Annotated in this window: 20 protein-coding genes and 1 tRNA gene; 10 read left to right on the top strand and 11 right to left on the bottom strand. The window is 63.0% G+C overall.

What is annotated here, in order from left to right; genetic code table 11:
• Window positions 1–42: 42 nt before the first annotated feature.
• Together nagB and RAE09_RS03480 are read right to left on the bottom strand one after the other, a co-directional pair.
• The gene (nagB, locus tag RAE09_RS03485; protein WP_316980955.1) at window positions 43–822 is read right to left on the bottom strand and encodes a glucosamine-6-phosphate deaminase; all 780 of its coding nucleotides are present in this window, start codon (window positions 820–822) and stop codon (window positions 43–45) included.
• Window positions 823–841: 19 nt separating this feature from the next.
• The gene (locus tag RAE09_RS03480; RefSeq protein WP_316980954.1) at window positions 842–1,999 is read right to left on the bottom strand and encodes an N-acetylglucosamine-6-phosphate deacetylase; all 1,158 of its coding nucleotides are present in this window, start codon (window positions 1,997–1,999) and stop codon (window positions 842–844) included.
• 206 nt (window positions 2,000–2,205) lie between these two features.
• Here RAE09_RS03480 and RAE09_RS03475 point away from each other — a divergent pair, with 206 nt between their 5' ends.
• From RAE09_RS03475 to RAE09_RS03460, 4 genes are read left to right on the top strand one after another with little or no spacing between them, the layout of a single operon-like run.
• Entirely contained in the window at window positions 2,206–3,105 is a 900-nt protein-coding gene (locus RAE09_RS03475; RefSeq protein WP_302259030.1) for an ABC transporter ATP-binding protein, read from the top strand.
• Between the two features lie 24 nt (window positions 3,106–3,129).
• Window positions 3,130–3,972, top strand: coding sequence for an ABC transporter permease (locus RAE09_RS03470; RefSeq protein ID WP_316980953.1), 843 nt, complete (start codon window positions 3,130–3,132; stop codon window positions 3,970–3,972).
• Between the two features lie 27 nt (window positions 3,973–3,999).
• Window positions 4,000–5,175 carry a sensor histidine kinase gene (locus RAE09_RS03465; protein WP_316980952.1) on the top strand — a complete coding sequence of 392 codons (1,176 nt, stop codon included), beginning with the start codon at window positions 4,000–4,002 and terminating at the stop codon, window positions 5,173–5,175.
• The gene (locus RAE09_RS03460; protein WP_316980951.1) at window positions 5,172–5,789 is read left to right on the top strand and encodes a response regulator transcription factor; all 618 of its coding nucleotides are present in this window, start codon (window positions 5,172–5,174) and stop codon (window positions 5,787–5,789) included. Before RAE09_RS03465 ends, RAE09_RS03460 begins: the two co-directional genes overlap by 4 nt.
• Window positions 5,790–5,808: 19 nt before the next feature.
• Here RAE09_RS03460 and RAE09_RS03455 read toward each other — a convergent pair whose 3' ends face one another.
• Entirely contained in the window at window positions 5,809–6,687 is an 879-nt protein-coding gene (locus RAE09_RS03455; protein ID WP_302259023.1) for an alpha/beta hydrolase, read from the bottom strand.
• Window positions 6,688–6,870: 183 nt separating this feature from the next.
• Between RAE09_RS03455 and RAE09_RS03450 the strand changes: the two genes are divergently transcribed.
• Both RAE09_RS03450 and RAE09_RS03445 read left to right on the top strand, forming a co-directional pair.
• Window positions 6,871–7,287, top strand: a complete 417-nt coding sequence (locus RAE09_RS03450) for a DUF4442 domain-containing protein (RefSeq protein WP_316980950.1) — start codon at window positions 6,871–6,873, stop codon at window positions 7,285–7,287.
• A gap of 154 nt (window positions 7,288–7,441) precedes the next feature.
• Window positions 7,442–8,620 carry an IS256-like element IS1249 family transposase gene (locus tag RAE09_RS03445; protein ID WP_005323424.1) on the top strand — a complete coding sequence of 393 codons (1,179 nt, stop codon included), beginning with the start codon at window positions 7,442–7,444 and terminating at the stop codon, window positions 8,618–8,620.
• 139 nt (window positions 8,621–8,759) lie between these two features.
• Here the strand turns inward: RAE09_RS03445 and RAE09_RS03440 are convergent.
• Both RAE09_RS03440 and RAE09_RS03435 read right to left on the bottom strand, forming a co-directional pair.
• Window positions 8,760–8,835: transfer RNA gene (locus RAE09_RS03440), tRNA-Thr, on the bottom strand.
• 76 nt (window positions 8,836–8,911) lie between these two features.
• A complete protein-coding gene (locus RAE09_RS03435) occupies window positions 8,912–10,150 on the bottom strand; it encodes a DNA polymerase III subunit delta' (RefSeq protein WP_316980949.1) in 1,239 nt (412 codons plus the stop codon).
• Here RAE09_RS03435 and RAE09_RS03430 point away from each other — a divergent pair.
• Together RAE09_RS03430 and RAE09_RS03425 are read left to right on the top strand one after the other, a co-directional pair.
• On the top strand, window positions 10,149–11,681 hold the full coding sequence (locus RAE09_RS03430) for an adenylate/guanylate cyclase domain-containing protein (RefSeq protein WP_316980948.1): 1,533 nt from the start codon (window positions 10,149–10,151) through the stop codon (window positions 11,679–11,681). The two genes, RAE09_RS03435 and RAE09_RS03430, sit on opposite strands and share 2 nt — an antisense overlap.
• A gap of 36 nt (window positions 11,682–11,717) precedes the next feature.
• A complete protein-coding gene (locus tag RAE09_RS03425) occupies window positions 11,718–12,932 on the top strand; it encodes a DUF418 domain-containing protein (protein WP_394371987.1) in 1,215 nt (404 codons plus the stop codon).
• Here the strand turns inward: RAE09_RS03425 and RAE09_RS03420 are convergent.
• Together RAE09_RS03420 and topA are read right to left on the bottom strand one after the other, a co-directional pair.
• Window positions 12,882–13,478: a hypothetical protein gene (locus RAE09_RS03420; protein ID WP_316980947.1), complete on the bottom strand. Its 597-nt coding sequence runs from the start codon at window positions 13,476–13,478 to the stop codon at window positions 12,882–12,884. The genes RAE09_RS03425 and RAE09_RS03420 overlap by 51 nt on opposite strands.
• Before the next feature lie 18 nt (window positions 13,479–13,496).
• Window positions 13,497–16,472: a type I DNA topoisomerase gene (gene topA, locus RAE09_RS03415; RefSeq protein WP_316980946.1), complete on the bottom strand. Its 2,976-nt coding sequence runs from the start codon at window positions 16,470–16,472 to the stop codon at window positions 13,497–13,499.
• Between the two features lie 248 nt (window positions 16,473–16,720).
• Between topA and RAE09_RS03410 the strand changes: the two genes are divergently transcribed.
• A complete protein-coding gene (locus RAE09_RS03410; RefSeq protein WP_005327150.1) occupies window positions 16,721–17,350 on the top strand; it encodes a DedA family protein in 630 nt (209 codons plus the stop codon).
• Window positions 17,351–17,394: 44 nt separating this feature from the next.
• Here RAE09_RS03410 and RAE09_RS03405 read toward each other — a convergent pair whose 3' ends face one another.
• Complete coding sequence (locus RAE09_RS03405; RefSeq protein WP_005323097.1) at window positions 17,395–17,598, bottom strand: cold-shock protein; 204 nt, start codon at window positions 17,596–17,598, stop codon at window positions 17,395–17,397.
• A 176-nt stretch (window positions 17,599–17,774) separates the two neighbouring features.
• On the opposite strand from RAE09_RS03405, the gene RAE09_RS03400 reads away from it, so the two are divergent.
• On the top strand, window positions 17,775–20,138 hold the full coding sequence (locus tag RAE09_RS03400; RefSeq protein WP_316980945.1) for a Zn-binding domain-containing protein: 2,364 nt from the start codon (window positions 17,775–17,777) through the stop codon (window positions 20,136–20,138).
• Between the two features lie 447 nt (window positions 20,139–20,585).
• Here RAE09_RS03400 and RAE09_RS03395 read toward each other — a convergent pair whose 3' ends face one another.
• From RAE09_RS03395 to RAE09_RS03385, 3 genes are read right to left on the bottom strand one after another with little or no spacing between them, the layout of a single operon-like run.
• A complete protein-coding gene (locus RAE09_RS03395) occupies window positions 20,586–20,912 on the bottom strand; it encodes an Rv3654c family TadE-like protein (protein WP_005327146.1) in 327 nt (108 codons plus the stop codon).
• On the bottom strand, window positions 20,905–21,219 hold the full coding sequence (locus RAE09_RS03390; protein WP_005323101.1) for a hypothetical protein: 315 nt from the start codon (window positions 21,217–21,219) through the stop codon (window positions 20,905–20,907). The genes RAE09_RS03395 and RAE09_RS03390 overlap by 8 nt, the downstream gene beginning before the upstream one ends.
• A gap of 55 nt (window positions 21,220–21,274) precedes the next feature.
• A complete protein-coding gene (locus RAE09_RS03385; protein WP_005327144.1) occupies window positions 21,275–21,463 on the bottom strand; it encodes a DUF4244 domain-containing protein in 189 nt (62 codons plus the stop codon).
• Window positions 21,464–21,480: the final 17 nt, after the last annotated feature.

Below are 21,480 nucleotides of genomic sequence, written 5' to 3'. Positions count from 1 at the left end.
GCGAGGAGTCCTTTCACACTAGTAAGGAATGAGATGGAGTTTTTAGAAGAAGAGTGGGCGGTGCGGACGGTGCTTGTCCGCGAAAACGTAGTACTCGCGGTCCTCCAACTGGGAGGCGGCAGCTTCATCAATGATCACCGTGGCGCGCTGGTGCCACTGCAAGATCGACGCTGGGCAGTGCGCGGAGAGCGGACCCTCCACCATGGCGTGGACCGCGCTAGCCTTGTTGCTGCCGGTGGCCAACAAGAGTAGGTGGCGGGCCTCGCTGATGGTGCCCAATCCTTGGGTTAGCACGTGGCGCGGGACTTCATCTTCATTGTCGAAGAAGCGGGCATTGTCCTGCACGGTTTGCGGGTGCAGAGTCTTGATGCGGGTGCGTGATTGCAGGGAGCTCGACGGCTCGTTGAAGCCGACGTGCCCGTTGGCCCCGATGCCCAGCAGCTGGATGTCTACGCCGTCGGCATCACGGATGGCCTTGTCATAGGTGGCCGCGGCGGTGGCGGGGTCATCGCAGTCACCAGCGGGACTTTTTACCAGGTCATCGTCGAAATCCACGTGGCTGGTAAATTCGCGGCGGATGGTGGAATAGTAGGACTGCTCGTGTGAGCGGTCCAGCCCGATGTATTCATCAAGCAGGAATGCGCGGCTGCGGGCAAAGCTCACCTCGCCGCGCTCATGGCGCGTAATGAGCTCCTTGTACATTGCTACCGGGGTCGACCCCGTGGCCAGGCCCAGTGTGGCGCCGGCGTTGGCGTAGTGCGCGAAGATGTCAGCGGCCTCCACGGCCACTTCGGCCGGCGTGGGGCGGATGAGGATTTCCATGAGATGCCTTCCTGTGTGTCTAAGAAAGTGGGATGTCCGCGCCGTCGACGAGGACGCGGACCGGCTCCAGCTGTGCGTTGAGGCCCACGAGGTGGGCGCGCGCACCCGGCGCGATGCGTCCCAGGTTCTCCTGCCCCAGCACCCCGGCCGCAGTGGTGGAGGTAAAACGCACGGCCTCGCCCAGACTATGGCGGGCGGCAAAACGCTGAAACTGCTGGGCCAGGGTGGACGTGCCGCCGGCGATGGCACCGCTTTCCACTCGGGCCACTCCCCCGCTGACGGTGACGGGGAGCGAGCCCAGCTCATAGTCACCGTCGGCCATGCCAGCCGCCGCCATGGCATCCGTCACCGCGAAGGCGCGGTGGCTGTGCGCCATGTCCACGGTGCCGTCGACAAGATGCACGCCATCGGCGATGAGCTCGACGGACACATCCCCCGCCTTCGCCGCGGTGAGCAGGGCGGCCACCGTGCCCGGTGCGCGGTGGTGGATGGCGGGCATGGCGTTGAACAGGTGCGTTCCGGTCACGGTCACGCCGAGCTCCTTGGCCTGGGCAATGACGCCCAACGTGGTGTCATAATCGGCCTCGGTGTGGCCCAGGCTGGCGATGATGTTGTGCTCCGCGCAGACCGCGAGTAGTTCCTCGGCGTTCGCGGTCTCCGGGGCAAAGGTGATGGAACGCAGGTAGCCACCGGCAGCCTCAATCACTGCGCGGAAGAAATCCGGGTCCCCAGGCACGATGCGGGAGGGATCCTGCGCACCGCACTTGGCCGCCGCGATGAAGGGGCCCTCCATATGGATGCCGGCAATCTCGCCTTCCTCGACCAGCTGCGCGAGCAGCTCTGCCCGTGCGCACAGCTCATTTTGGGTACCGGAAACCAAGCTAGCCAGCAGCGTCGTCGTGCCGTGCGCACGGTGAAAGCGGGCGGCGGCCAGGCACTGCTCGTAGTCGCCATTGGGGAATCCCCCGCCGTTGCCACCGTGGTTGTGCAGGTCTACGAAACCGGGCACCCACAGCAGCACATCTGGGTCGCCGGCGCGCCAGGCTGCTTCGGCCGCTGAGACGTCGCCAAGCACTAAGCCCTCAATATTGTCCCCGAACGTGATGCTCCCGGCGCGCAGCTCGAAGTTCTCATCAATGTAGAGGCCCTCGACGTGGCCTTGAATCCCTGTTCCCACTGGCTGCATAGTTCATCCACTTCTTTGTGTCTGGGGCAGACACGTCACCCGCTCGGTTGATAACTACGTTGCAATTTATCAGGATGCGGCGCACTTGTGAACTGTGATGCCTTCTGAGCTGTGTGTGAAAAGCGATGACTTTTGTCATGTGAATCGCTGACATACGCCTCTACCGGCAGGCATTGCCCCACGGAAAGGTTGAAGTCATGAACACAGCAGAATCAGCCATCGAAATACATGACCTCTACCGGCAGTACAACGACTTCACCGCGGTGAACGGGATAAACCTGTGCGTTGCACGCGGAGAAGCCTTCGGGCTGTTGGGCACGAATGGCGCGGGCAAGACCTCCACGCTGGAAGTGATGGAGGGCCTTGCCGCGCCTTCGGCCGGTACCGTGCGCGTACTGGGACACGACCCCATAACCGAGCGCGCCACGGTGCGGCCCCACACCGGCATCATGCTGCAGTCGGGTGGTTTGCCGCAGGCACTCACTGTGCAGGAAACGCTCACCATGTGGGCAGGTACCTGCTCGGCGCCAGTGCAGAGCCACGCTGTGCTTGGCAAAGTCCATCTGGACCACCGCCGCGACGTCACCGTCGGGGCCTTGTCCGGTGGCGAAAAGAGACGGCTGGATCTTGCCTGCGCACTGGTGGGTAACCCGCAGATCCTCTTCCTTGACGAGCCCACTACTGGCCTGGACCCGGAGTCGCGACGCCACGTATGGGACCTGCTGCGCCGCCTCAAAGCTAAGGGCGTGACCATCGTTGTGACCACACACTACTTGGAAGAGGCGGAAGAACTCTGCGACCGCATCGCGATTATGCACCAGGGCCGTATCAGCGTGGAAGGCACAATGTCTGAACTGGCGTCGAGTGCTGCCTCCGAGATTGCGTTCTCACCGTCTCCCCCATCGGCACCGCTCCCCCAGCTGCCCGGCACCACCATTCACCGCGCTGATGACACGGTCACTATCACCACCTCGCGCCTACAGGAGGACACGCACGCGTTGCTGACATGGGCGCACGACCACGGAATAACGCTGAATAACTTCACCGCGCGGCCTGCCCGCCTCGAGCAGGTATTCCACTCCATTGCCACTAGCTAGCTCACACCGAAAAGGAAGAACTCAATGACATCCTCGACATCCTCACAGACTGCACACCCCACAGCGCACTCGGAGACTGCGACTCCGAAAGCATCCTCGCTACGGCGCTTACGCGCCTTAAGCCGCGCCGAACTGCGGCAGTTCACCCGAAACCCACTACTCGTCATCATGGCATTGCTCTTCCCAGCGGCCCTACCTCTCTTCGTGTGGATTGTCGGCGATCAATCCATAGGCTCCACGGATTCCGCATCAGAGATTTTCGTTCTTCTGGCGCTGGGCTTCGGCATCTTCTATCCGTCACTGTCGATGACGGTGACTCGTCGTGACGAAGAGGTGCTCAAACGACTGCGTACCGGTGAATCCCGCGACTGGGAGATCCTCACAGCCATTGCCCTTCCACTTGCCGCGACCATGCTGCTGCTGTCCATTCTCATGGTGACGGGGCTGTCCACCATGTCCATGTTCCTGCCTCTCGACCCACCCGTTCCGCACGTGTGGCCTGTCAACGCGCTACTCATGGCACTGGCGATGGTGTTCGGAATAGTATGCTCCCATGCGGTAGCGATGCTGACCAGCAGCTTTACAGCCAACGCCGAGAATGCTCAGATCACCTCGATGCCGGTGCTGATGCTGCTTATGTTTTCGCAGTCCTCTCTGCGTAGCGGGCTGCCCGATGCACTTGGCCAGGTCCTCGACGCCACACCTTTTGCCCTGGCGGTCGACATTGTGCGCGCTGGCTGGATTGGGGACGGCTCCTTCGCCTCCGTCTTCGCAGACTCATCCACTGACCTGATTAAGCTCGCCGCGTGGACGGTGGTCCTAGTGTGGGCAGCGCACAAGTACATGCGCTGGGACACTCACCGCTAAGAGCGCTCATTACACTTAGACACCACTATGGCACCTGCGAAACCCACTAATATCCGCACGGCCGGCTTTGGCTGGCGGAAAATGGAACCTTCCTCCAAGTTCCTGGCAGTCAACAGATGGTCACTCATCGGCCTGCCCTGGCTCGCGGCGCTCGCACTCATCTCGCTGTTTCTGTCCCGGGCAGGGATCGGAGTCAACGCGCTGTGGATGGCAGCAGCTGTCACTGTGGTCTCCTGTGCCGCCGGTTCCGGTGCACTGCACACGAACCGACAGCTTCGCCTCACGCCGCATCCCCGCGGTTCGTGGTGGATGCGATGGGGGCTTATCGGTCACGGTGGCGCGCTGGCTGCATGTGCCCTCGCGCTCAGCATCGGACCGCGGTCCTGGGAGACAGTCGCACTGCTGGCCACCGGAATACTCTATTCCACCCTGCTCACCGCCTACTTACCTTTCCTCCCTCACGGCTTCGTGCTCACGATAGTCTCCCTCGTTGTCACCGCCGGGGCAGCCTCAGCGCTTCTCTCCTTAGGCACCGCTGGGTACGTGCTTACATACGGGGTGCTGTTTTCCGGAGCGGTATTCTTCACCATGTGGTTTTCGCGCACCATGATTGAAACCGAGCGTTCGCGCCGCCTGGAATCACAGTTGTCTGCAGCCGAGGAACGGCTTCGGCTCTCCCAGGACCTGCACGACACCATGGGCCAGCATCTCGCGGCGCTGGCCATCAAGACACAGCTCGCCCAAGCGCTCGCCGCGCGCGACGATCCCCGCGTGCATGAGGAACTCGCGCAGCTGTATCAGCTCACCCAGACCGCTGCCTCCGATATGCGCCACGTGGTCAACACCTACCGCACACCGGACCTGGGTGCCGAGCTGACCAGCGCACAGACTGTCCTTACTGCCGCAGGCGCGGAAGTCACTGTCCTAGGCTCCGGCGAGGACATCCCGCCTGGGCTGCGTGATACCGCCGCGTGGTTCCTCCGCGAGGCCGCCACAAACGTTCTGCGTCACTCCCAGGCCACACGGGTCAGCATCGCATTGGGCCCCACGGGGGTTACTGTGTCCAACAACCAACCACAATCCTCCTCCCAGCCGGGCACGGGCTTGGAAGGCCTGCGCCGCCGCGCAGCCGCACACGGCGGATACCTCGTTGTGGAACAGACCTCAAAGACCTTCACGGTCTCACTTAAGGTGGATGCATGATCACGGTTGCTTTGCTGGATGATGAAGCTCTCGTTGCCAACTCTCTTGCCACACTGATTGGCCTCGAAGAGGACATTGATGTCGTCCACGTCGCCTACTCCGCAGTGGACTTTCTGGCGTGGTGGAATAATACCGCCGCGCTTCCCGACGTCGTCGTGACCGACCTCCAACTCAGCCACACACGCAACAACGATGATGAATTCGACGGCATTGCTGTGGCAGAGCGCATCGCCGCCCGCGTCGTTGTCGTCACCAGCCACGCACGCCCCGCTATGGTCAAACGCGCCCTCGCAGCCGGGGTCCTGGGAATTCTGCCAAAGACCGCCTCGGCAGAAGACTTCGCCGCCGCCATCCGCGCAGCGCACGCCGGAAAGCGCCACGTAGACCACGACTTGGCGGCCGCAACCATCGCCGCCGGGGACTCACCGCTCACCGAGCGCGAAGCAGAGGTCCTAGCCTTGGCCGGGCGTGGCCGCTCCATCGAGGCCATCGCGGAAGCGGCCCATCTCGCCCCGGGCACAACCCGCAATTACATCTCTTCCGCCATGACAAAGACTGGAGCGGAAAATCGCTTCGAGGCCTATACCATCGCCAACGAGCGCGGCTGGCTGTAACTGCGTGGCGTATTGAGCGCTACCAGCCGCTGTAGCCCACGCGGTCCCAGCGCGCGTTGCTCACCAACTCGCCAGCACCCGCCGTCCCCGTGCCTCGGAACACGTCTTGGGCGTCAGGATCATCAGCGAGGATGAAGCGGAACCACGCGGTGGCATAACCGTCCCCGAACTCTAAAACGTCCTTGTGGTCCGCACCAAGGCGGCGAGCAATGACCGCCGGACCACCAGCTGATTCAAAGCTCTCCTCTAGGTCTGACCACGGGCTGACAAACCAGCGGTCTGAACGGCCATCACTCGTCATCAGGAAAAGCGGTTCCTCTACGTCGGCGGTGTTGTAGTCCCATCCATTGGACCGCGCCACATTGTGGGACGCCGGGCTCACCGCATACACAGCTGCTACCTCCACGTGGGCCGCAGCGTTGATAGCGCCCGCACCGCCCTGGGAGTGCCCGAAAATGCCGACCCGTGATCGATCCACTCGGGGATCCAGTTCCGGCAATCGCTCAACTAAGTGCACGACATTCTCCGCTGTTCCGGTGTGGGGAGTCTCATCACCGACGACCACGAAGCCCCAACTGGCTAGGTGCTCCGCCACGGGCAGGTAGCTGCTCAACGGCGTGTTCGTGCCATTGGCCATGACCACCGCCGGAAACGGTCCCGCGCCAGTCGGTGCCGCGATGGTCACGTCGCCGTCACGCCGGACGCCAACCTCGTGTGGCCCCTCGCCCGCAAACGATGCTTCCAGCGGGCCACCTGCCTCAGCGCTGTATCCGGCAGCCACGCCGTCATCACCGGTCACGCTATCTGCGTCTACCCACTGCATGAACCCCACAAACCCGACAAACGCCACCACAATCACGGCCACCACGGCAATCATGCCCACCACAAGCTTCTTCATGCCCTACATTGTGTTTCCCCACCAGCGCGAAAGACACTAGCGCTAGCACTACTTTTTCCTGTACCCAGTGCACTACCTGTCTCCGCCTGAAGGAAACAGGTTAGACTAGAGGTTTACCAAAGTGATGTCGCAATTCATCAGAAAGATCGCTTCCTGCCCCACCAATCAACTGGAGCTATTCTCATGGCCCACTTCACTGCACGCCAGCTCAATCGCTTCATGGGATTCTGGCCGCCTTTCTTGGGCGCTGGCATAAAGATAAAGGAATTTGCTGATGATGGCACCCGCGTCGTTGTTAGCCACACACCAAACCTGCTGACCAAGAACGCCATGGGCGTTGCCTTCGGCGGCACGCTCTCCGCCATGACGGATCCGTTCTTCATGCTCGCTTCCATGCACCGCTTGGGCAAGGAGTACCGCATCTGGGATGCCGCTGGTGAGATTAAGTACCTCAAGCCTGGCCGCGGCACGGTCACCGCCGATATGCGTATCCCCGAGGAGACCTACGCACTCATCGAAGAAAAGACGGCCAACGGCGAGAAGTACCTGCATTGGTTCGACGTGGACATCATGGATGAGGAAGGCGATATCGTGGGTTAAGGGTCAAAAAGTGTGTCCGGAATCGCGGATTTTCACGGATTGACCTGTAGGTTTCCGGAAAGTATATGCTCCGGAAGCATATATCTAGCCCCCGACGGGAAATCCTCGGTGTGGCAGCCGTGATGTGCTATGCGCGGCGTGGTGTGGTGTCGCAATGTCGAAGAACCAACCACGCTGCCACTGCGGCGGTGAAATGAAACGCAACGGCACCACCAGCAAAGGCACCACCAGATGGCGCTGCAAACAATGCGGCGCCTCCAGCGTCAAACGTCGAAACGACATCACCAACGCGGCAGTGTTCACCCAGTTCATCGAGCATTGCACCACCGCAATATCACTCGACGACCTAGCCAAACGAAACGGTGTTAGCCGCGCCACCATGAAGCGGCGCTTCAAGTGGTGCTGGCTCGTTGATGTGCCTGACCCCACCGCCGGCCACCACAAGCGGATCTACGACCAGGTATTTCTCGATGGCACCTACACCGCCGGTGGCTGCCTGATCGTCGCGGCGACCATCGACCACGTGATCGCCTGGCACTGGTGCAAACACGAAACCACCCGCGACTACCAACTGCTGCTTGAACGCATCGAAGCCCCACTCATCGCCGTCATCGACGGCGGCCAAGGCGCATACAGCGCAATCAAAAAGTGCTGGCCGACTACGAAAATTCAACGCTGCCTCGTCCACGCCCAACGCGTGGTCCGCCGCTACACCACCACCAACCCACGCACCGATGCCGGGCGCACCATCTACCGACTTGCGCTGAAACTGACCCGGATCACCACACTGGATGAAGCCGCCGCGTGGGGTGTGCAACTGCACGAGTTTTCAACGATCTACCGGGAATGGATGAACGAGAAAACCATGATCAAAGACCCCAAAACAGGTGCATGGACCCGCGTGTGGACCCACCACAACGTGCGCAAGGCCTACAACAGCCTCAACCATCTTTGGCGGTCCGAGATGCTGTTTGTCTACCTCAACCCGCCAGCAGGAGTCCTTGCGCCCGAGCGGATCAAATCCACCACCAACAGCTTAGAAGGCGGCATCAACGCCCAGCTCAAACTGCTCGCCAGAACCCACCGCGGCAGATCAGGCGAACGACAACGCCGCATGCTGGATTGGTGGCTCTACTTAAAAACGGAACTGCCTGACGATCCAGTACGAATCGCCAGGCAGTCCGACTGGGGCCAGGGCCAACTCGCCAAAGTATCCACCCTGACCCAAACCGAGAACCAAGCCGACCACGAAACAGGACGCCCAGCCCTCTACGACAACGCTATCGACACCGACTACACCCACTCAATCGGCATTCAAAAAGGCCAAATCTAACCCCCGCGACACGCCGAGCCAGACACACATTTTGACCCTTAACCCGATATCGTCGCTCATGTGCGCCGGCAGGTGTATTACCGACGCAAGCAAAAATAATCCCCCGTAACCATTTGCACTAGTCACGGGGGATTTGATGTGGAGCCGCCTGCGAGAATCGAACTCGCGACCTTTTCATTACGAGTGAAATGCTCTACCGACTGAGCTAAGGCGGCGCGCTGCTCGGCATGCGCCAGTGCAGCAAGAGAAAGTTTAACCTAGGGGCGCCGCGGAATAGAAATCGGGCCCCACCTACAGGCACGCGCGGCGCAGGCGGCCCACCAACCCATCGAAGGCAATCTGCGTGCCGACGTTTTGGGTGAGCTGCTCGCGGCACAACGTAATGGCCGCTTGGCACTCCAGCAGGCCTTCTTCGCTCACGCGCTGCGCGATCTCACCAGAAAGTCCAGCGAAATCCGGGTGGGTGAGATCCACCTGCGCGCCCACCTTCTGCATGAGCGCATCGCGGTAGACGCCAGAGAGATCAACAAGCACCAGGTCCAGGTTGTCGATCACGCGGCGCTTCGCCCGCTTTTTGTGCTGGTCCTGCAGATCCTTGATGGCGGAGCGGGCGTCGCGCTGCGCCTTGGCCGCGCCCTTGCCCTTCGCGCCGACGCCGAGGGTCTGTTCCAGCTTCGCCAGCTCGGCCTCTTCCTGGTCCTTATGCGACTCCTTCGCCTCCGAGTCCACCAGCTTCAGCAGCGAGGTCACCGCCTGGAAGCCTTGGGAGCCGTGGAAGACGTCCTCTGCCAAGTTGATGGCCACCGCGCGGCGTTTTTGCACCGCCGGATCGTTGACCAGGCGCCGCGCCCGGCCGACGTGGCGGAGGGAGGTGAGGGCGGCCAAGTGGGCGTCGTGATCCGAGGCGCCCTCGCTGACCAACTGGGAGGTAATGCTCTCCACCGACGGGGAGGGAATGTAGAGGTGGCGGCAGCGCGAGCGGAGGGTCTGGGAGAAGTCCTCGGGGGCGTCGGAAGGCGCGCACATGATAATCACGGTGCGCGCCGGCGGCTCCTCCACCGTCTTGAGCAGGGCATTCGCACCGTTATTGTTCAGGCGGTCAGCGTTATTGAAGATCACCACGCGCCAGGGCGCCACCGTGGGCAGGCTCGCCGCGCGGCCGATGACCTCGCGCACCGTATCCACGGGAATGATGACCTCCTGTGGATCCACGAGGACTAGATCGGTGTGCTGTTTGGTCTCCAGCACCGCGCGGCAGGCCTCGCACCGGCCGCAGCCCGGTTCCTGCGGATCCGTGCACATGAGTGCGGCCGCAAAATCGATGGCGGCCAAGGAACGGCCGGAGCCCGGCGGGCCGGTAAATAGCCAGGAATGGCTCATCGCCCGCGGGTCTGCCCCCGGCATCCCCCGAGCTGCCCGGGCGGCGCCCAGGATAGTGCGGGCCACACCTGGGGTATCTGCCAATCTTTGCGCAACGCTTCCGGTATTCACTCGCCCTAGCCTACTGGTCTTACTAAAGTATGAAAGCATGAACAGACTACTGCGCGGCGCACGATGGCTCATGGGTACCCAATGGCCGGTCTACGCCGCCTTAGTCCTTGGTGCGAACCTCATCGGTGCCATCGCGATCATGACCTTCGTCCTCTATTTCTTACCGATGCCGGAAATTAAGGACTTTGCCGCCGAGCTGCCCAGCCTGATGGGCGTCGCCGCGGTGTACCTCATCTTTGCCGTGGTCATCGGCATCGCCGTCACCCTGCTGCTTTTCCGCCCGGTGCTGGACTGGCAGCGGAACCCGGACGAGCACGATCCGAATATGGTGCGCAACCTAGTGCTGCGCATCCCCGTCTACCAATCCGTGGTGGCGGCCGCGGTGTGGCTCATCGGCATCATCCTGGCCGTGGTGATTTCCGGCCGGGAATCCGCCAGCCTCGGGCTCGTCGTGGGCGTATCCGCCACCCTGGCCGGCCTCGTGGTGGTTATCTTGACCTACCTGCAGGCAGAGCGCCTGGTGCGCCCGGTGGCCGCCCAAGCCGTGGCGCGCCGCTTCGAGGATGCCACCCTGGAGCCGCCCATCAAGTACCGCCTCATTTCAACCTGGCTGATGACCTCCGGCGTACCACTAGTGGGCATCTTGCTCGTGCTCATCGCCCAGCGCACCGGGCTCTTCTCCGGCACCGCAGGAGACCTGGTTCCCGCCATCACGGCCCTGGCACTTACCGCTCTGGCCACCGGGTTTATCGGTACTAGCTTCGCGGTGATGAGCGTGGTGGACCCGATCGTGGAGCTGCAGGACGCCATTAACCGGGTGCGCCGTGGCGAGAACGATGCAGAGGTCGATATCTATGACGGTTCCGAGCTGGGCGTACTGCAGGCCGGCTTCAACGAGATGATGCGCGGTCTGCGCGAGCGCCAGCGCGTGCGCGATATCTTCGGCCGCTACGTCGGCGCCGAGGTGGCGCAGCGCGCCCTAGAGGAGCGCCCCGAGTTGGGCGGCGAGGACCGCAAGGTCGCTGTGCTCTTCATTGACGTCATCGGTTCTACTACCTTCGCCGTCAACCACTCCCCCGAGGAAGTAGTGGAGGAGCTCAATAAGTTCTTCGAGCACGTCGTCGAGGTGGTGCACCGCAATAAAGGCATCATTAACAAGTTCCAAGGCGATGCCGCGCTGGCTGTCTTTGGCGCGCCGCTCAATGTTTATGATTCCGCCTCCATGGCGCTGCAGGCCGCCCGCGAGCTGCGCGGCGAGTTGCGCGGGCTGGAGCTGCAAGCGGGCATCGGCGTGGCGGCGGGGCACGTCGTCGCCGGGCATATCGGCGGCGCGGATCGCTTCGAATACACCGTCATTGGTGACGCCGTGAACGAGGCTGCGCGCCTGACCGAGCTGGCCAAGGACACCCCGGGCCAGGTTCTTACCAACGCCGCCACGCTCAAGACCGCTAACGAGGCCGAGCAGGCCCGCTGGACTATGATGAAATCCATTGAGCTGCGCGGTCGTCACCGCATGACCCAGCTGGCTCGCCCTATCCGCGCTACCCTGGCAGAACGTTCCGAGGTATAACGAGGTTTTTAAGTGAGCTCAGCTTCCCGGCCCCGCATGATCGTGCCCGATGTGGCGCGCGGCATGGCCCTTCTAGGCATCGCCATGGCCAATATGACCACGGCATGGATCATCACCACCGACCGGCCGGGCAGCTATTTCGGCGGCATCATTGATGGCAGCGCGTGGGATAAGGCGGCCGTCGTCTTCGGTGCCTTCTTTGTCCACAACCGCGGCCTGCCCATGTTTTCTACCCTGCTCGGCTTTGGCGTGGGGCTCATTGCGATGAGTCTGTGGCGGCGCGGGTTTCCGGTGCGGGCGGCGCGCTGGGTCATCGCCAAGCGCTATGCCTTCTTGGCGCTCATGGGCGCAGTGCACTTGGTGCTGCTGTTTTGGGGCGACATTATGTTCTTCTATGGCGTGGCGGGAATTATCATCGCCTTCCTGCTGCGCAAACGGGATTCTACCCTCCTGCGCGTTGCCTATATCCTATTCGCGCTGTGCGCGCTGGGCGGGGTGGTGGCCTTCATTTCCGGCGCTGTGGATCCCAGCGGCGTAGTGTCCACAGAGGGCATTGGCACCATTGAGTCCTACCCCGATTTGCTGCTCAGCCAGCTTATTACCCTTGGCAGCCAGGCTGTTGCCACGCCGATCATTGTGCTGATGTACCTGCCCGTCATGCTGGTGGGCTTTGTGTGGGCGCGCCAGAGCGTGCTTGCCGACGTCCCCTCTCACCGCCCCACCCTCCTGCGCTGGGTCGCCATTGCGGTGGCCATTACCGTCGTAATCGGTAGCTTGTGGTCTTTGAGCACGCTGGGGGTCATCGGGCAGCGCTGGGCCAATGCGGCCAATAATGCCAACGCTTTCATCGGCGTCTTTACCGGGCCTGGCATCCTGGCCGGGCTCGCGCTGCTGCTGCAGCCGGTGCAGGAGCGGCTTTCAGCCGGCGCGCCGCTGCCCGCAGTGCTGTGGCCCTTTGCGGCGCTGGGCAAGCGCTCCATGAGCGGCTACGTAGGGCAGTCCATTCTCTTTTTCTTCCTCGTGCACCCATTCACGCTGAACTTCGGCCACGATCTGGGCGCCTTCGGCCAGGCCGCGCTGGCATTCGCGGTGTGGCTGGTCACGCTTATCGGGGCCTGCGTGCTGGAAGCCTTCGACCTCCGTGGGCCGTTCGAGGCGGTGCACCGCCGGCTGTCCTATGGTCCGACGATGCAGCCGCAGCTACCGCGTGCGGCACAGGCCATCAATGAGCAGCAGGTGGCCAACAACTAGGGCGCCCGCCTCGGCCGCGCCCACTAGGCGCGCCCCCTGCTTCCGCTTACCGCTATGTTGCTGCGCGAGCGCCGCGCGCAGGGCCGTCAGCCCCTCGGCCGCAACGAGCAGGTTGGCGCCGTGGCTCATGCCTTTGCCGGCCTCGGTGCGCAGCGCTGGATCTCCCGCCAAAGCCGAGGTCGTGAGCACGGCCGCGCCGCCCACCGCGACCGCAGCGGCCGTCGGCTGTGTGCGAGTGGCGGCAACGCCCGCGCCCCATGCGGCCGCGCGCAGGCCCCAGCCCAGGGCATCATTGCGCGCGCCGCGGCGATAGAGGCTCCACGCATAGGCGGCGTGGTTCGCTGTTACGGCCGCCACGCCAAGCGCCGAAGGACGGGTGAGCCGGCGGGCCTTTTCCACCTGGCCAATGGCTCCGGCTACAACTCCGGCGCCTACGGCGGGCTCTTCGCGAACCGAGGCCAAAACCTGCGGCCGCGCGCTGATATCGGTGACGGCGCGCCACAGGGCCGCGGCGCCTTCTTGGGTGCGGGCAAGAAAATCCTTCATGCCCGCCACCTTACGCGGTTACTTCTTGCGCGAGCCGGCCTTTACCACGTTCTTCGTACCGGGCGAAGGCTTCTTAGTCGCCTTCTTGCCGGCCTTCTTCGTGGACTTTTTGGTGGCCTTCTTGGTTGCCTTCTTCTTCGTCGTCTTCTTAGAGGACTTCTTGGTGGACTTCTTCTTGGTCTCGCCGGAAGCTTCCTTGGCGCGGCGCTCGGAAAGGAGTTCGTTCGCGCGGGCGTCGGTAAGCTGCTCCGGGTCATCGCCGCGGCGCAGGGAGGCATTCGTGGTGCCGTCGGTGACATAGGGGCCGAAGCGGCCGTCCTTGACGGTCATGGGCTTGCCGGAGACGTCGTTATCGCCCAGCTGCTTAATCGGCGGCTGGGCCGCTGCGCGGCCGCGACGCTTCGGCTCGGCGTAGATGCGGCGGGCCTCGTCCAAGGTAACGGTGAAGATCTGCTCTTCCTTAGCCAGCGAGCGCGAATCGGTCCCCTTCTTCAGATACGGGCCATAGCGGCCGTTCTGCGCGGTGATCATCACGCCGTCGTCCTCGCCCACCTCGCGCGGCAGGGAAAGCAGCTTGAGGGCCTCCTCCAAAGTCACGGTGGAGGGTTCCATGGAGCTAAACAGCGAGGCCGTACCCGGCTTGAGCTTGTTCTCGATGTACTCCTTGACGCGCTTTTCCTTCTGCTTCGCGGCCGTCTTGGTTTCCCAGTTCTTGGCACGCTTGCCTTCCGCGGCGCGTTGCTTGTCTTCCTCGGCGCGCTCCTTAGCGACGACCTCCTCGGCCTCACCCTCGGCCTTCTCCCGCTCATCCTCGCGGACAACCTCGGTGACATAGGGGCCGAAGCGGCCTTCCTTGGCCACGATCATGCGGCCGTTTTCTGGGTTCTCGCCCAGCTCGCGGCCGCCCTGCGGGGTGGCGAAAAGCTTTTCCGCCAGCTCCTCGTTCAGGCCATCCGGGGTGACGGTTTCGGACAGGTTAGCACGCTGATACTCGATGCTGCCGTCGTCGTTGGTGCCAACGGCGCGCTCGATATACGGGCCGTAGCGGCCGACGCGGACGAAAACGTCGCGGCCCTCGGTGTCGGTGTAAAGGCGCAGGGAGTTGACCTTGCGGGCGTCGATGGCTTCCAGGTTGACGTCGATAAGCGACTTCAAGCCGCCGTGACGGGCAATGGAAGCCGCTTTTTGTTCGTTGGCCTCGGCGTTGCCAAAATAGAAGCCATTAAGCCAAGCAGTGCCGTCCTCGATACCGGTGGCAATCTGGTCTAGCTCGTCTTCCATGGAAGAGGTGAAGTCATAGTCCACCAGCTCGGTGAAGTTTTCCTCCAATAGGCCCACGACGGCGAAGGCAACCCAGGATGGCACCAGCGCATTGCCGCGCGAGACCACATAGCCGCGGTCCTGGATGGTCTTGATGATGGACGCGTAGGTGGACGGGCGGCCGATGCCCAGGTCCTCCATCTTCTTGACCAGGCTGGCCTCGGTATAGCGCGCCGGCGGGTTGGTGGAGTGGCCCTCGGCGGAGACCTCCTTGGCGGTCAGGCCGCGGCCCTCCTCCAAGTGTGGCAGGCGGGTCTCGCCCTTCTTGTCACCCTTGGCGTCGTCCGCGCCGTAGGCCTTCAGGAAGCCGGGGAAGGTAATGGTGCGGCCGGTGGCGGAAAATTCCACGTCATAGCTGCCCTTATCCGTGGCGGCGGTGCCGGCCACGGTGACCTTCATGGAGGTTCCCTTGGCATCGGCCATCTGGGAGGCGACGGTGCGCTTCCAAATCAGGTCATAGAGCTTAAACTCCTCCGCATCCAACTGGCCGGAGAGCTGGCCCGGGGTGGCGAAGGACTCGCCGGCCGGGCGGATGGCCTCGTGGGCCTCCTGGGAGTTTTTCACCTTGCGGTCATATACGCGCGGGGAATCAGAGACGTACTCTGCGCCATAGATGCTGGTAGCGGAATTGCGCGCAGCAGACAGGCCCTGCTTGGAGAGCGAGGTGGAGTCCGTACGCATATAAGTAATGTGGCCGTTTTCGTACAGTCGCTGCGCAATGCGCATGGTGCGCTCAGAGGTAAAGTGCAGGCGGCGGCCGGCCTCCTGCTGCAGCGTAGAGGTCATAAACGGCGCATAGGGTTTGCGCGTATAGGGCTTGTGTTCGACCCCAGCGACCTGCATATCCGCACCGCGCAGCGCGGTTTCTAGCGCCTTAGCCTGTGGCTCGGTGATGACGATGACGTCTTTGCTCTTGACGTTTCCGCGGTCATCAAAGTCGCGGCCCAAGGCCACGCGCTTGCTATTGACGGCCGTGAGGCGGGCGTCGAAAGTAGCGGGGTTGTCCGCGTCCGCAGCGCCGGTATCTAGCGTGGCGGCCAGATCCCAGTAGTCGGCCGGGATGAACGCCATGCGCTCGCGCTCGCGCTCGACGATGACGCGGGTGGCCACCGACTGCACGCGGCCGGCAGAAAGCCGCGGCATGACCTTCTTCCACAGCACCGGGGAAACCTCGTAGCCGTAGAGGCGGTCGAGGATGCGGCGAGTTTCCTGGGCGTCGATAAGGTTGTAATCCAGATCGCGGGTATTATCCGCGGCCTCCAGGATCGCGGACTTGGTGATCTCGTTAAAGACCATGCGGCGCACCGGAACCTTGGGCTTGAGCACCTCGAGCAGGTGCCAGGCGATGGCCTCGCCCTCGCGGTCAGGGTCTGTTGCGAGGTAGAGCTGGTCACACTGCTTCAGCTTGGACTTGAGGTCCGCGACCTTCTTCTTTTTATCGGGGCTCACCACATACAGCGGAGCGAAGTCATCCTCCGGGTTCACGCCGAGGCGCGCCCAGGATTCCTTCTTATACTTAGCCGGCACGTCCGCAGCGCCACGGGGAAGATCGCGGATATGGCCCACGGAGGCCTCCACGATGTAGTTATCTCCGAGGTAAGGCTGAATCTTCTTCGCCTTCGTCGCCGACTCGACGATCACCAAGGTCTTTCCCGGCCCGGCTGCTTCTGCCACTTCGACTTCATCCCTTTCGATGATGCGAACAATAAGGTATGCACGCTTTCAGCAATCGCCCCTAGCGTACACAGTTGATCTGCGTTTCCTTTCTCGCACCATATACGCGGTTCTGCCAAAAGGCCGTTTTCAGGGGCACTATGTACCCCCACGGAACGGGTCTATACTGGCCTACTTAGAACGCCCAGTAGCTGTGAAAGCATTGTGGGGCACGATAGCACACCCAAGACGACGCCCGCGGAGGATTCATGGTTGACACCATCACTATGTGGATCGAAACCGTCATGTCCACAGAGTGGATCTACCCGCTGGTCGGCGTGCTGATCTTCGGTGACTGCTTCTTCCCCGTGCTGCCTTCTGAAATCCCGCTCAATATGGCCGGCGCCTGGTCCGGCTCCCAGGGCTTTCCGCACCTGCCCACCATGTTTTTCGTGGCGCTCATTGCCGCCATGATGGGCGATAATCTCTGTTTCCTGCTGGGCACGCGCTTCATGCCCCTGCTTCAGCGCGTACCTAAGGGATCGAAGGCCTACGAGGGGCTCAAGTGGGTCAAGCGCAATATGCGTCGCGGCGGCGGTGCGGCCATTATTATTGCCCGCTTCATTCCTTCAGCGCGCCTATTTATGACCATCCTGCTGGGGTCGATGCGCTTCCCGTGGCTCGTCTTTGTCTTCTTCGACACCATCGGCGTCGCGCTCTGGGCGGCCGAAGCGCTCGCCATTGGCTACCTGGGCGGCATGGCCTTTTCCAATTCGCCCGTGCTGGCCGTGGTGGTCAGCATCATCGCCGCCGTCATCATCGGCGTGGGCCTGCAGAAACTGCAGAATAAGTTCACCGAGTGGTGGGATACCCGCCGCGGCTACGCCGAAACGCCATAGCGGGAAGGCCTGAGCAGAAAGGCCTGAGCGAGGGAGCCGGCCGCCTAGATGACGGACACGGACTGGGCCTGTTCGCCCTTCGGTCCGGAGCCTACCTCGAAGGTGACCTGCTGGTTTTCTTCTAGGGTGCGAAAGCCGCTGCCCTGGATCTCGGAGTAGTGGACGAAGATATCGCCTTCGCCGTCCGCGCGCTCGATGAAGCCGTAGCCCTTTTCAGAGTTAAACCACTTAACGGTTCCTTGTGCCATGGTGTGCAGTCCTTTTCTTGATTAGCGGTGCGGCGATTCCGCGCCGAGGGGTTCGGTAAATGCGTCCTTTAGCAGTACCTTAAAGTGTAAACACCGCACCAAGACATCATTGGCCTCATATCAGTGTGACACGTTCCACGCCAAAGCGATAGGCCTAACTCACGAGGGGGTAAAAATTGGCTCACCCGGAAACGGATAATCCCCTGGGAGAAGAGCTGCTCGAGTTCATCCAGCGCCGCCTCGATAAGTCCACTCTCACATTTCACACCACCCTGCCGCCGCAGCGCGCGCAGTATGCCGAGTGGCCCAAATGGGTGCTGCCGGAATTGAAGGAGAAGCTGGTCGAAGGGGGCGTCGGCAAGCTGTATAGCCACCAAGCAGAGCTGGCGCAGGCGGCCTGGGCCGGCGAGGATGCGGTGATTTCTACCGGTACGTCCTCGGGTAAGTCCCTGGGCTATCAGCTGCCCATTCTGAGCCGGCTGGCGCAGGAGCCGACCGCCTGCGCGCTGTATCTCACCCCCACCAAGGCGCTGGGATCTGACCAGCTGCAGGCGGTGCTCGAGCTGTGCCGGGGCATTCCGGCGCTCAAGGGCGTGGTGCCCTCGCCTTATGACGGCGATACGCCGCAGGAATCCCGCGCGGGCGTGCGCGATCATTCGCGGTTCATTTTCTCCAACCCGGATATGGTGCATATGTCGCTGCTGGCGGCGCACGCGCGGTGGGCGCGGCTGCTGCGGCACCTGGAGTTCATTGTCATCGATGAATGCCATTCCTACCGGGGCGTTTTTGGCGCGAACGTGGCGCTGGTGCTGCGGCGACTGCTGCGCCTGTGCGCGCACTATGGCTCGCGGCCGACGGTTATTTATGCCTCGGCCACTATGAAGGACCCGGGCCGGCATGCGCAGCGCCTTACCGGCCGGCCCGCCCGCGCGATTACGGAGGACACCGCCCCCACCGGCGCGCGCACCGTGGCGCTATGGGAGCCGGGCTTTATCGAGGGGGCCGAGGGCGAGCACGGGGCGCCGGTGCGCCGCGCCGCCACCACCGAGGCGGCCGAGATGATGGCCTCCTTCATCGCCGAGGGCGCGCGCACCATGACCTTTGTGCGTTCGCGCCGCTCGGCCGAGGTGGTGGCCATGCGCGCGGCCGAGGTGCTCTCCGGTAGCCTCGGCCGCCCCGATTTTGCCCAGCGCATCGCCGCCTACCGCGCCGGTTACCTGGCCGAGGACCGCCGCAAGTTGGAGCGCGCGCTTGACGACGCCTCCTTGCTCGGCGTCGCCACCACCTCCGCCCTCGAGCTGGGCATCGACGTCGGTGGGCTCGATGCCGTGGTCACGGCAGGCTTCCCGGGGACCGTCGCGAGCTTTTGGCAGCAGGCCGGGCGCGCCGGCCGCCGGGGGCAAGGCTCGCTCGTGGTGCTCATTGCCCGCGATGAGCCGATGGATACCTACCTGGTCCACCATCCTGAGGCCCTGCTGGGCCGGCCGGTGGAGGCCAGCGTTTTCAACCCGGCCAATCCGTATATCCTCTTCGGCCACGTCTATTGCGCCGCGGTGGAAAAGCCGCTGAATGATGCCACGATTGCCGCCTGGGGCGCGCAAGACGTGGTTCACCAGCTGGCCGAATCTGGCTTGCTGCGCCGCCGCGCGCGCGGCTGGTTCGCCGTGCCCATCCCCGCCCATGCGCCGGAAGAGCTCTCCCCGGAGACGGCGCATACCGCGGTGTCGCTGCGCGGCGGCGCGGGCGAAGAAGTCATGATTGTGGATTCCTCCGACGGCCGCCTGCTCGGCACCATCGACGCCGCCCGCGCTACCAGCCAAGTCCACCCCGGCGCGGTGTACCTGCACCAGGGCGAAAGCTTTGTCATTGAGGAGCTCGTCTTAAGCGATTACCTGGCGCTGGCCCGGCCCGAGGCCCCGGACTATTCCACGACTCCGCGCTCCACCACGGATATCCGCATCCTGCGCGAGGCCGATAACCTAGTCAATTACTCCCCAGGGCTGTGGGTGGCGGACGTGGAGGTGGAGGTCACCGACCGCGTCACCGGCTACCAGGTGCGGCTTGCCGACGGCACCATTGGCGATGACATCCCTCTCGATCTCCCCGAACAACGCCTAGTCACCCGGGCGGTGGCCTATACCATCGATCCGATGGCGCTTTCCGCCATGGGTGTGACGGCCTCCGATACGCCCGGCACCCTACACGCGGCCGAGCACGCCGCCATTGGCCTGCTGCCGCTTATCGCCACCTGCGACCGCTGGGATATCGGCGGCGTGTCCACCGCATTGCACCCCGATACGCAGCTGCCCACCGTCTTTGTCTACGACGGCCACCCCGGCGGCGCCGGTTTTGCCGAGGAGGGCTTCCGCCGCTTCCCCGAATGGATCGCGGCCACCTTCGAGGCGGTGCGCTCCTGCCCGTGCGAATCCGGTTGCCCGTCGTGCGTGCAATCGCCGAAGTGCGGCAACGGAAATAATCCGCTCAGCAAGGAAGGCGCCATCAAGCTACTGGGTGCGCTGGTCACCATGACGCAGGGCTAGCCGCAGCTTAAGCGGTTCTGCCTTTTTCTTCATTTACTCGCTGCGCCCGCGCGTATTCATAGTCGGCGCTGCGCTGCAATAGCTCCTCACGCCGATGAGGAAACCGCTCCAATATTATGCGCTGAATTTCCGCCGCTGCACGTGCGCGAGTGCGCCGCACTTCCGGATTCGGCTCATAAAAAGGCGAGCCTTGCGGATGCCTCATGGAGCATCGCCTCTTTCTTCTTTCGGGGCAGATTTGTCGAGCTCACCCTCTCTAAACTCTTGGGCAAAGTCCCACAGCGTGTTGATAAAAGGGGAATCTCCTTCAACGTCCGATAATAATCCCAGAATTGTGGGGAGAAAATACCATCCAGTAATTCTTTCGGCGGTATTCCCGCCAAGCGATAAAGCCTGCTACGGCTGCCACTGCGGTGGGGATAAGGCGCACTACTGCTTCTTGCCAGGTCATACCGGCCCGGCCTTCGCTTGAGTGGACCGTCCACGGACCGTGGCGGTGACGATGACGTCGCGGCCGGATTCGGTGCAGGTTTCTAAGGTGGCGTCGTTAAGCGCGGCGGTATCGCGCGCGGCGGTGCAAGCATCTTCACCCGTAGCGAGGGCCCAGGCACCGGCAACCGCCGCGAGGTCGGCCGCCACCTGAGCCTCGTGTCGCGCGGCCACGCGCGAGCCCACTGCCGCCACGATAAGCAGCAGGCTCACGATGGCGACGATGATACCGGCCGCGGCAATGGTGGCATAGCCTTCCTCGCCGCAGCGCCTCGGCCTACTCATTTCCGCCCACCTCGGCCGGAAATACCGCCTCGGAGCGCATGGTGCCGACGGGGGCATCGACGCTTACCGACGCCCTCACCAACCCACCGCTTTCTTCCACGCTGACCTGGGCATCCTCGCGCGGGGGATGGTATTCGACGCCGATGGCGTGCGAACGCGCGGCCGCGCCCGCCATGTCCACCGCGGCGATATAGGATGCCAGCGTGGCAATGGCACCCACGATTCCCGCCGCGACCAAGACCAGGGAGCTTAAAGCCAAGGCGGCCTCGATGGTCACGGAGCCATCGTCATCAAATACCCTGTGCATCTTTCCTCCTTTCTGCCGGCAGGCTGGGCCCGCCGGCCGCGGTTAAAGAGCGTCGCTAGCTCGGGGTATTCGAGAGGGCGTCGGTAATGATGCCCTCAATAGCATCGACCACCCCGCCGCCGTTGATGACCATGTAGAGCACCCCGGCAAGCGCGGCGGCCGCCAGAGATCCCATGGCATATTCGATGGTGCTCATCCCCTCGTCATTGCGGATGAGCTGGGAATACTTATTAAGTGCGTGCATGATTAGTGTCCTTTCAC

The organism is Corynebacterium tuberculostearicum (assembly GCF_032821615.1).
GTDB classification, from domain to species: domain Bacteria; phylum Actinomycetota; class Actinomycetes; order Mycobacteriales; family Mycobacteriaceae; genus Corynebacterium; species Corynebacterium tuberculostearicum_H.
The sequence above is the reverse complement of the archived record's forward strand: the minus strand, read 5'-3'. Positions and strand labels throughout refer to the sequence as shown.

Bases quoted from the DNA above. Each gene is read 5' to 3' on its own strand.
- RAE09_RS03425 (WP_394371987.1), top strand. From the start codon at position 11,718: ATGATCGTGCCCGATGTGGCGCGCGGCATGGCCCTTCTAGGCATCGCC.
- nagB (WP_316980955.1), bottom strand. From the start codon at position 822: ATGGAAATCCTCATCCGCCCCACGCCGGCCGAAGTGGCCGTGGAGGCC.
- RAE09_RS03410 (WP_005327150.1), top strand. From the start codon at position 16,721: ATGGTTGACACCATCACTATGTGGATCGAAACCGTCATGTCCACAGAG.
- RAE09_RS03465 (WP_316980952.1), top strand. From the start codon at position 4,000: ATGGCACCTGCGAAACCCACTAATATCCGCACGGCCGGCTTTGGCTGG.
- RAE09_RS03450 (WP_316980950.1), top strand. From the start codon at position 6,871: ATGGCCCACTTCACTGCACGCCAGCTCAATCGCTTCATGGGATTCTGG.
- RAE09_RS03435 (WP_316980949.1), bottom strand. From the start codon at position 10,150: ATGCTTTCATACTTTAGTAAGACCAGTAGGCTAGGGCGAGTGAATACC.
- RAE09_RS03430 (WP_316980948.1), top strand. From the start codon at position 10,149: ATGAACAGACTACTGCGCGGCGCACGATGGCTCATGGGTACCCAATGG.
- RAE09_RS03390 (WP_005323101.1), bottom strand. From the start codon at position 21,219: ATGCACAGGGTATTTGATGACGATGGCTCCGTGACCATCGAGGCCGCC.
- RAE09_RS03475 (WP_302259030.1), top strand. From the start codon at position 2,206: ATGAACACAGCAGAATCAGCCATCGAAATACATGACCTCTACCGGCAG.
- RAE09_RS03405 (WP_005323097.1), bottom strand. From the start codon at position 17,598: ATGGCACAAGGAACCGTTAAGTGGTTTAACTCTGAAAAGGGCTACGGC.
- RAE09_RS03385 (WP_005327144.1), bottom strand. From the start codon at position 21,463: ATGCACGCACTTAATAAGTATTCCCAGCTCATCCGCAATGACGAGGGG.
- RAE09_RS03420 (WP_316980947.1), bottom strand. From the start codon at position 13,478: ATGAAGGATTTTCTTGCCCGCACCCAAGAAGGCGCCGCGGCCCTGTGG.
- RAE09_RS03460 (WP_316980951.1), top strand. From the start codon at position 5,172: ATGATCACGGTTGCTTTGCTGGATGATGAAGCTCTCGTTGCCAACTCT.
- RAE09_RS03445 (WP_005323424.1), top strand. From the start codon at position 7,442: ATGTCGAAGAACCAACCACGCTGCCACTGCGGCGGTGAAATGAAACGC.
- RAE09_RS03455 (WP_302259023.1), bottom strand. From the start codon at position 6,687: ATGAAGAAGCTTGTGGTGGGCATGATTGCCGTGGTGGCCGTGATTGTG.
- RAE09_RS03470 (WP_316980953.1), top strand. From the start codon at position 3,130: ATGACATCCTCGACATCCTCACAGACTGCACACCCCACAGCGCACTCG.
- RAE09_RS03395 (WP_005327146.1), bottom strand. From the start codon at position 20,912: ATGAGTAGGCCGAGGCGCTGCGGCGAGGAAGGCTATGCCACCATTGCC.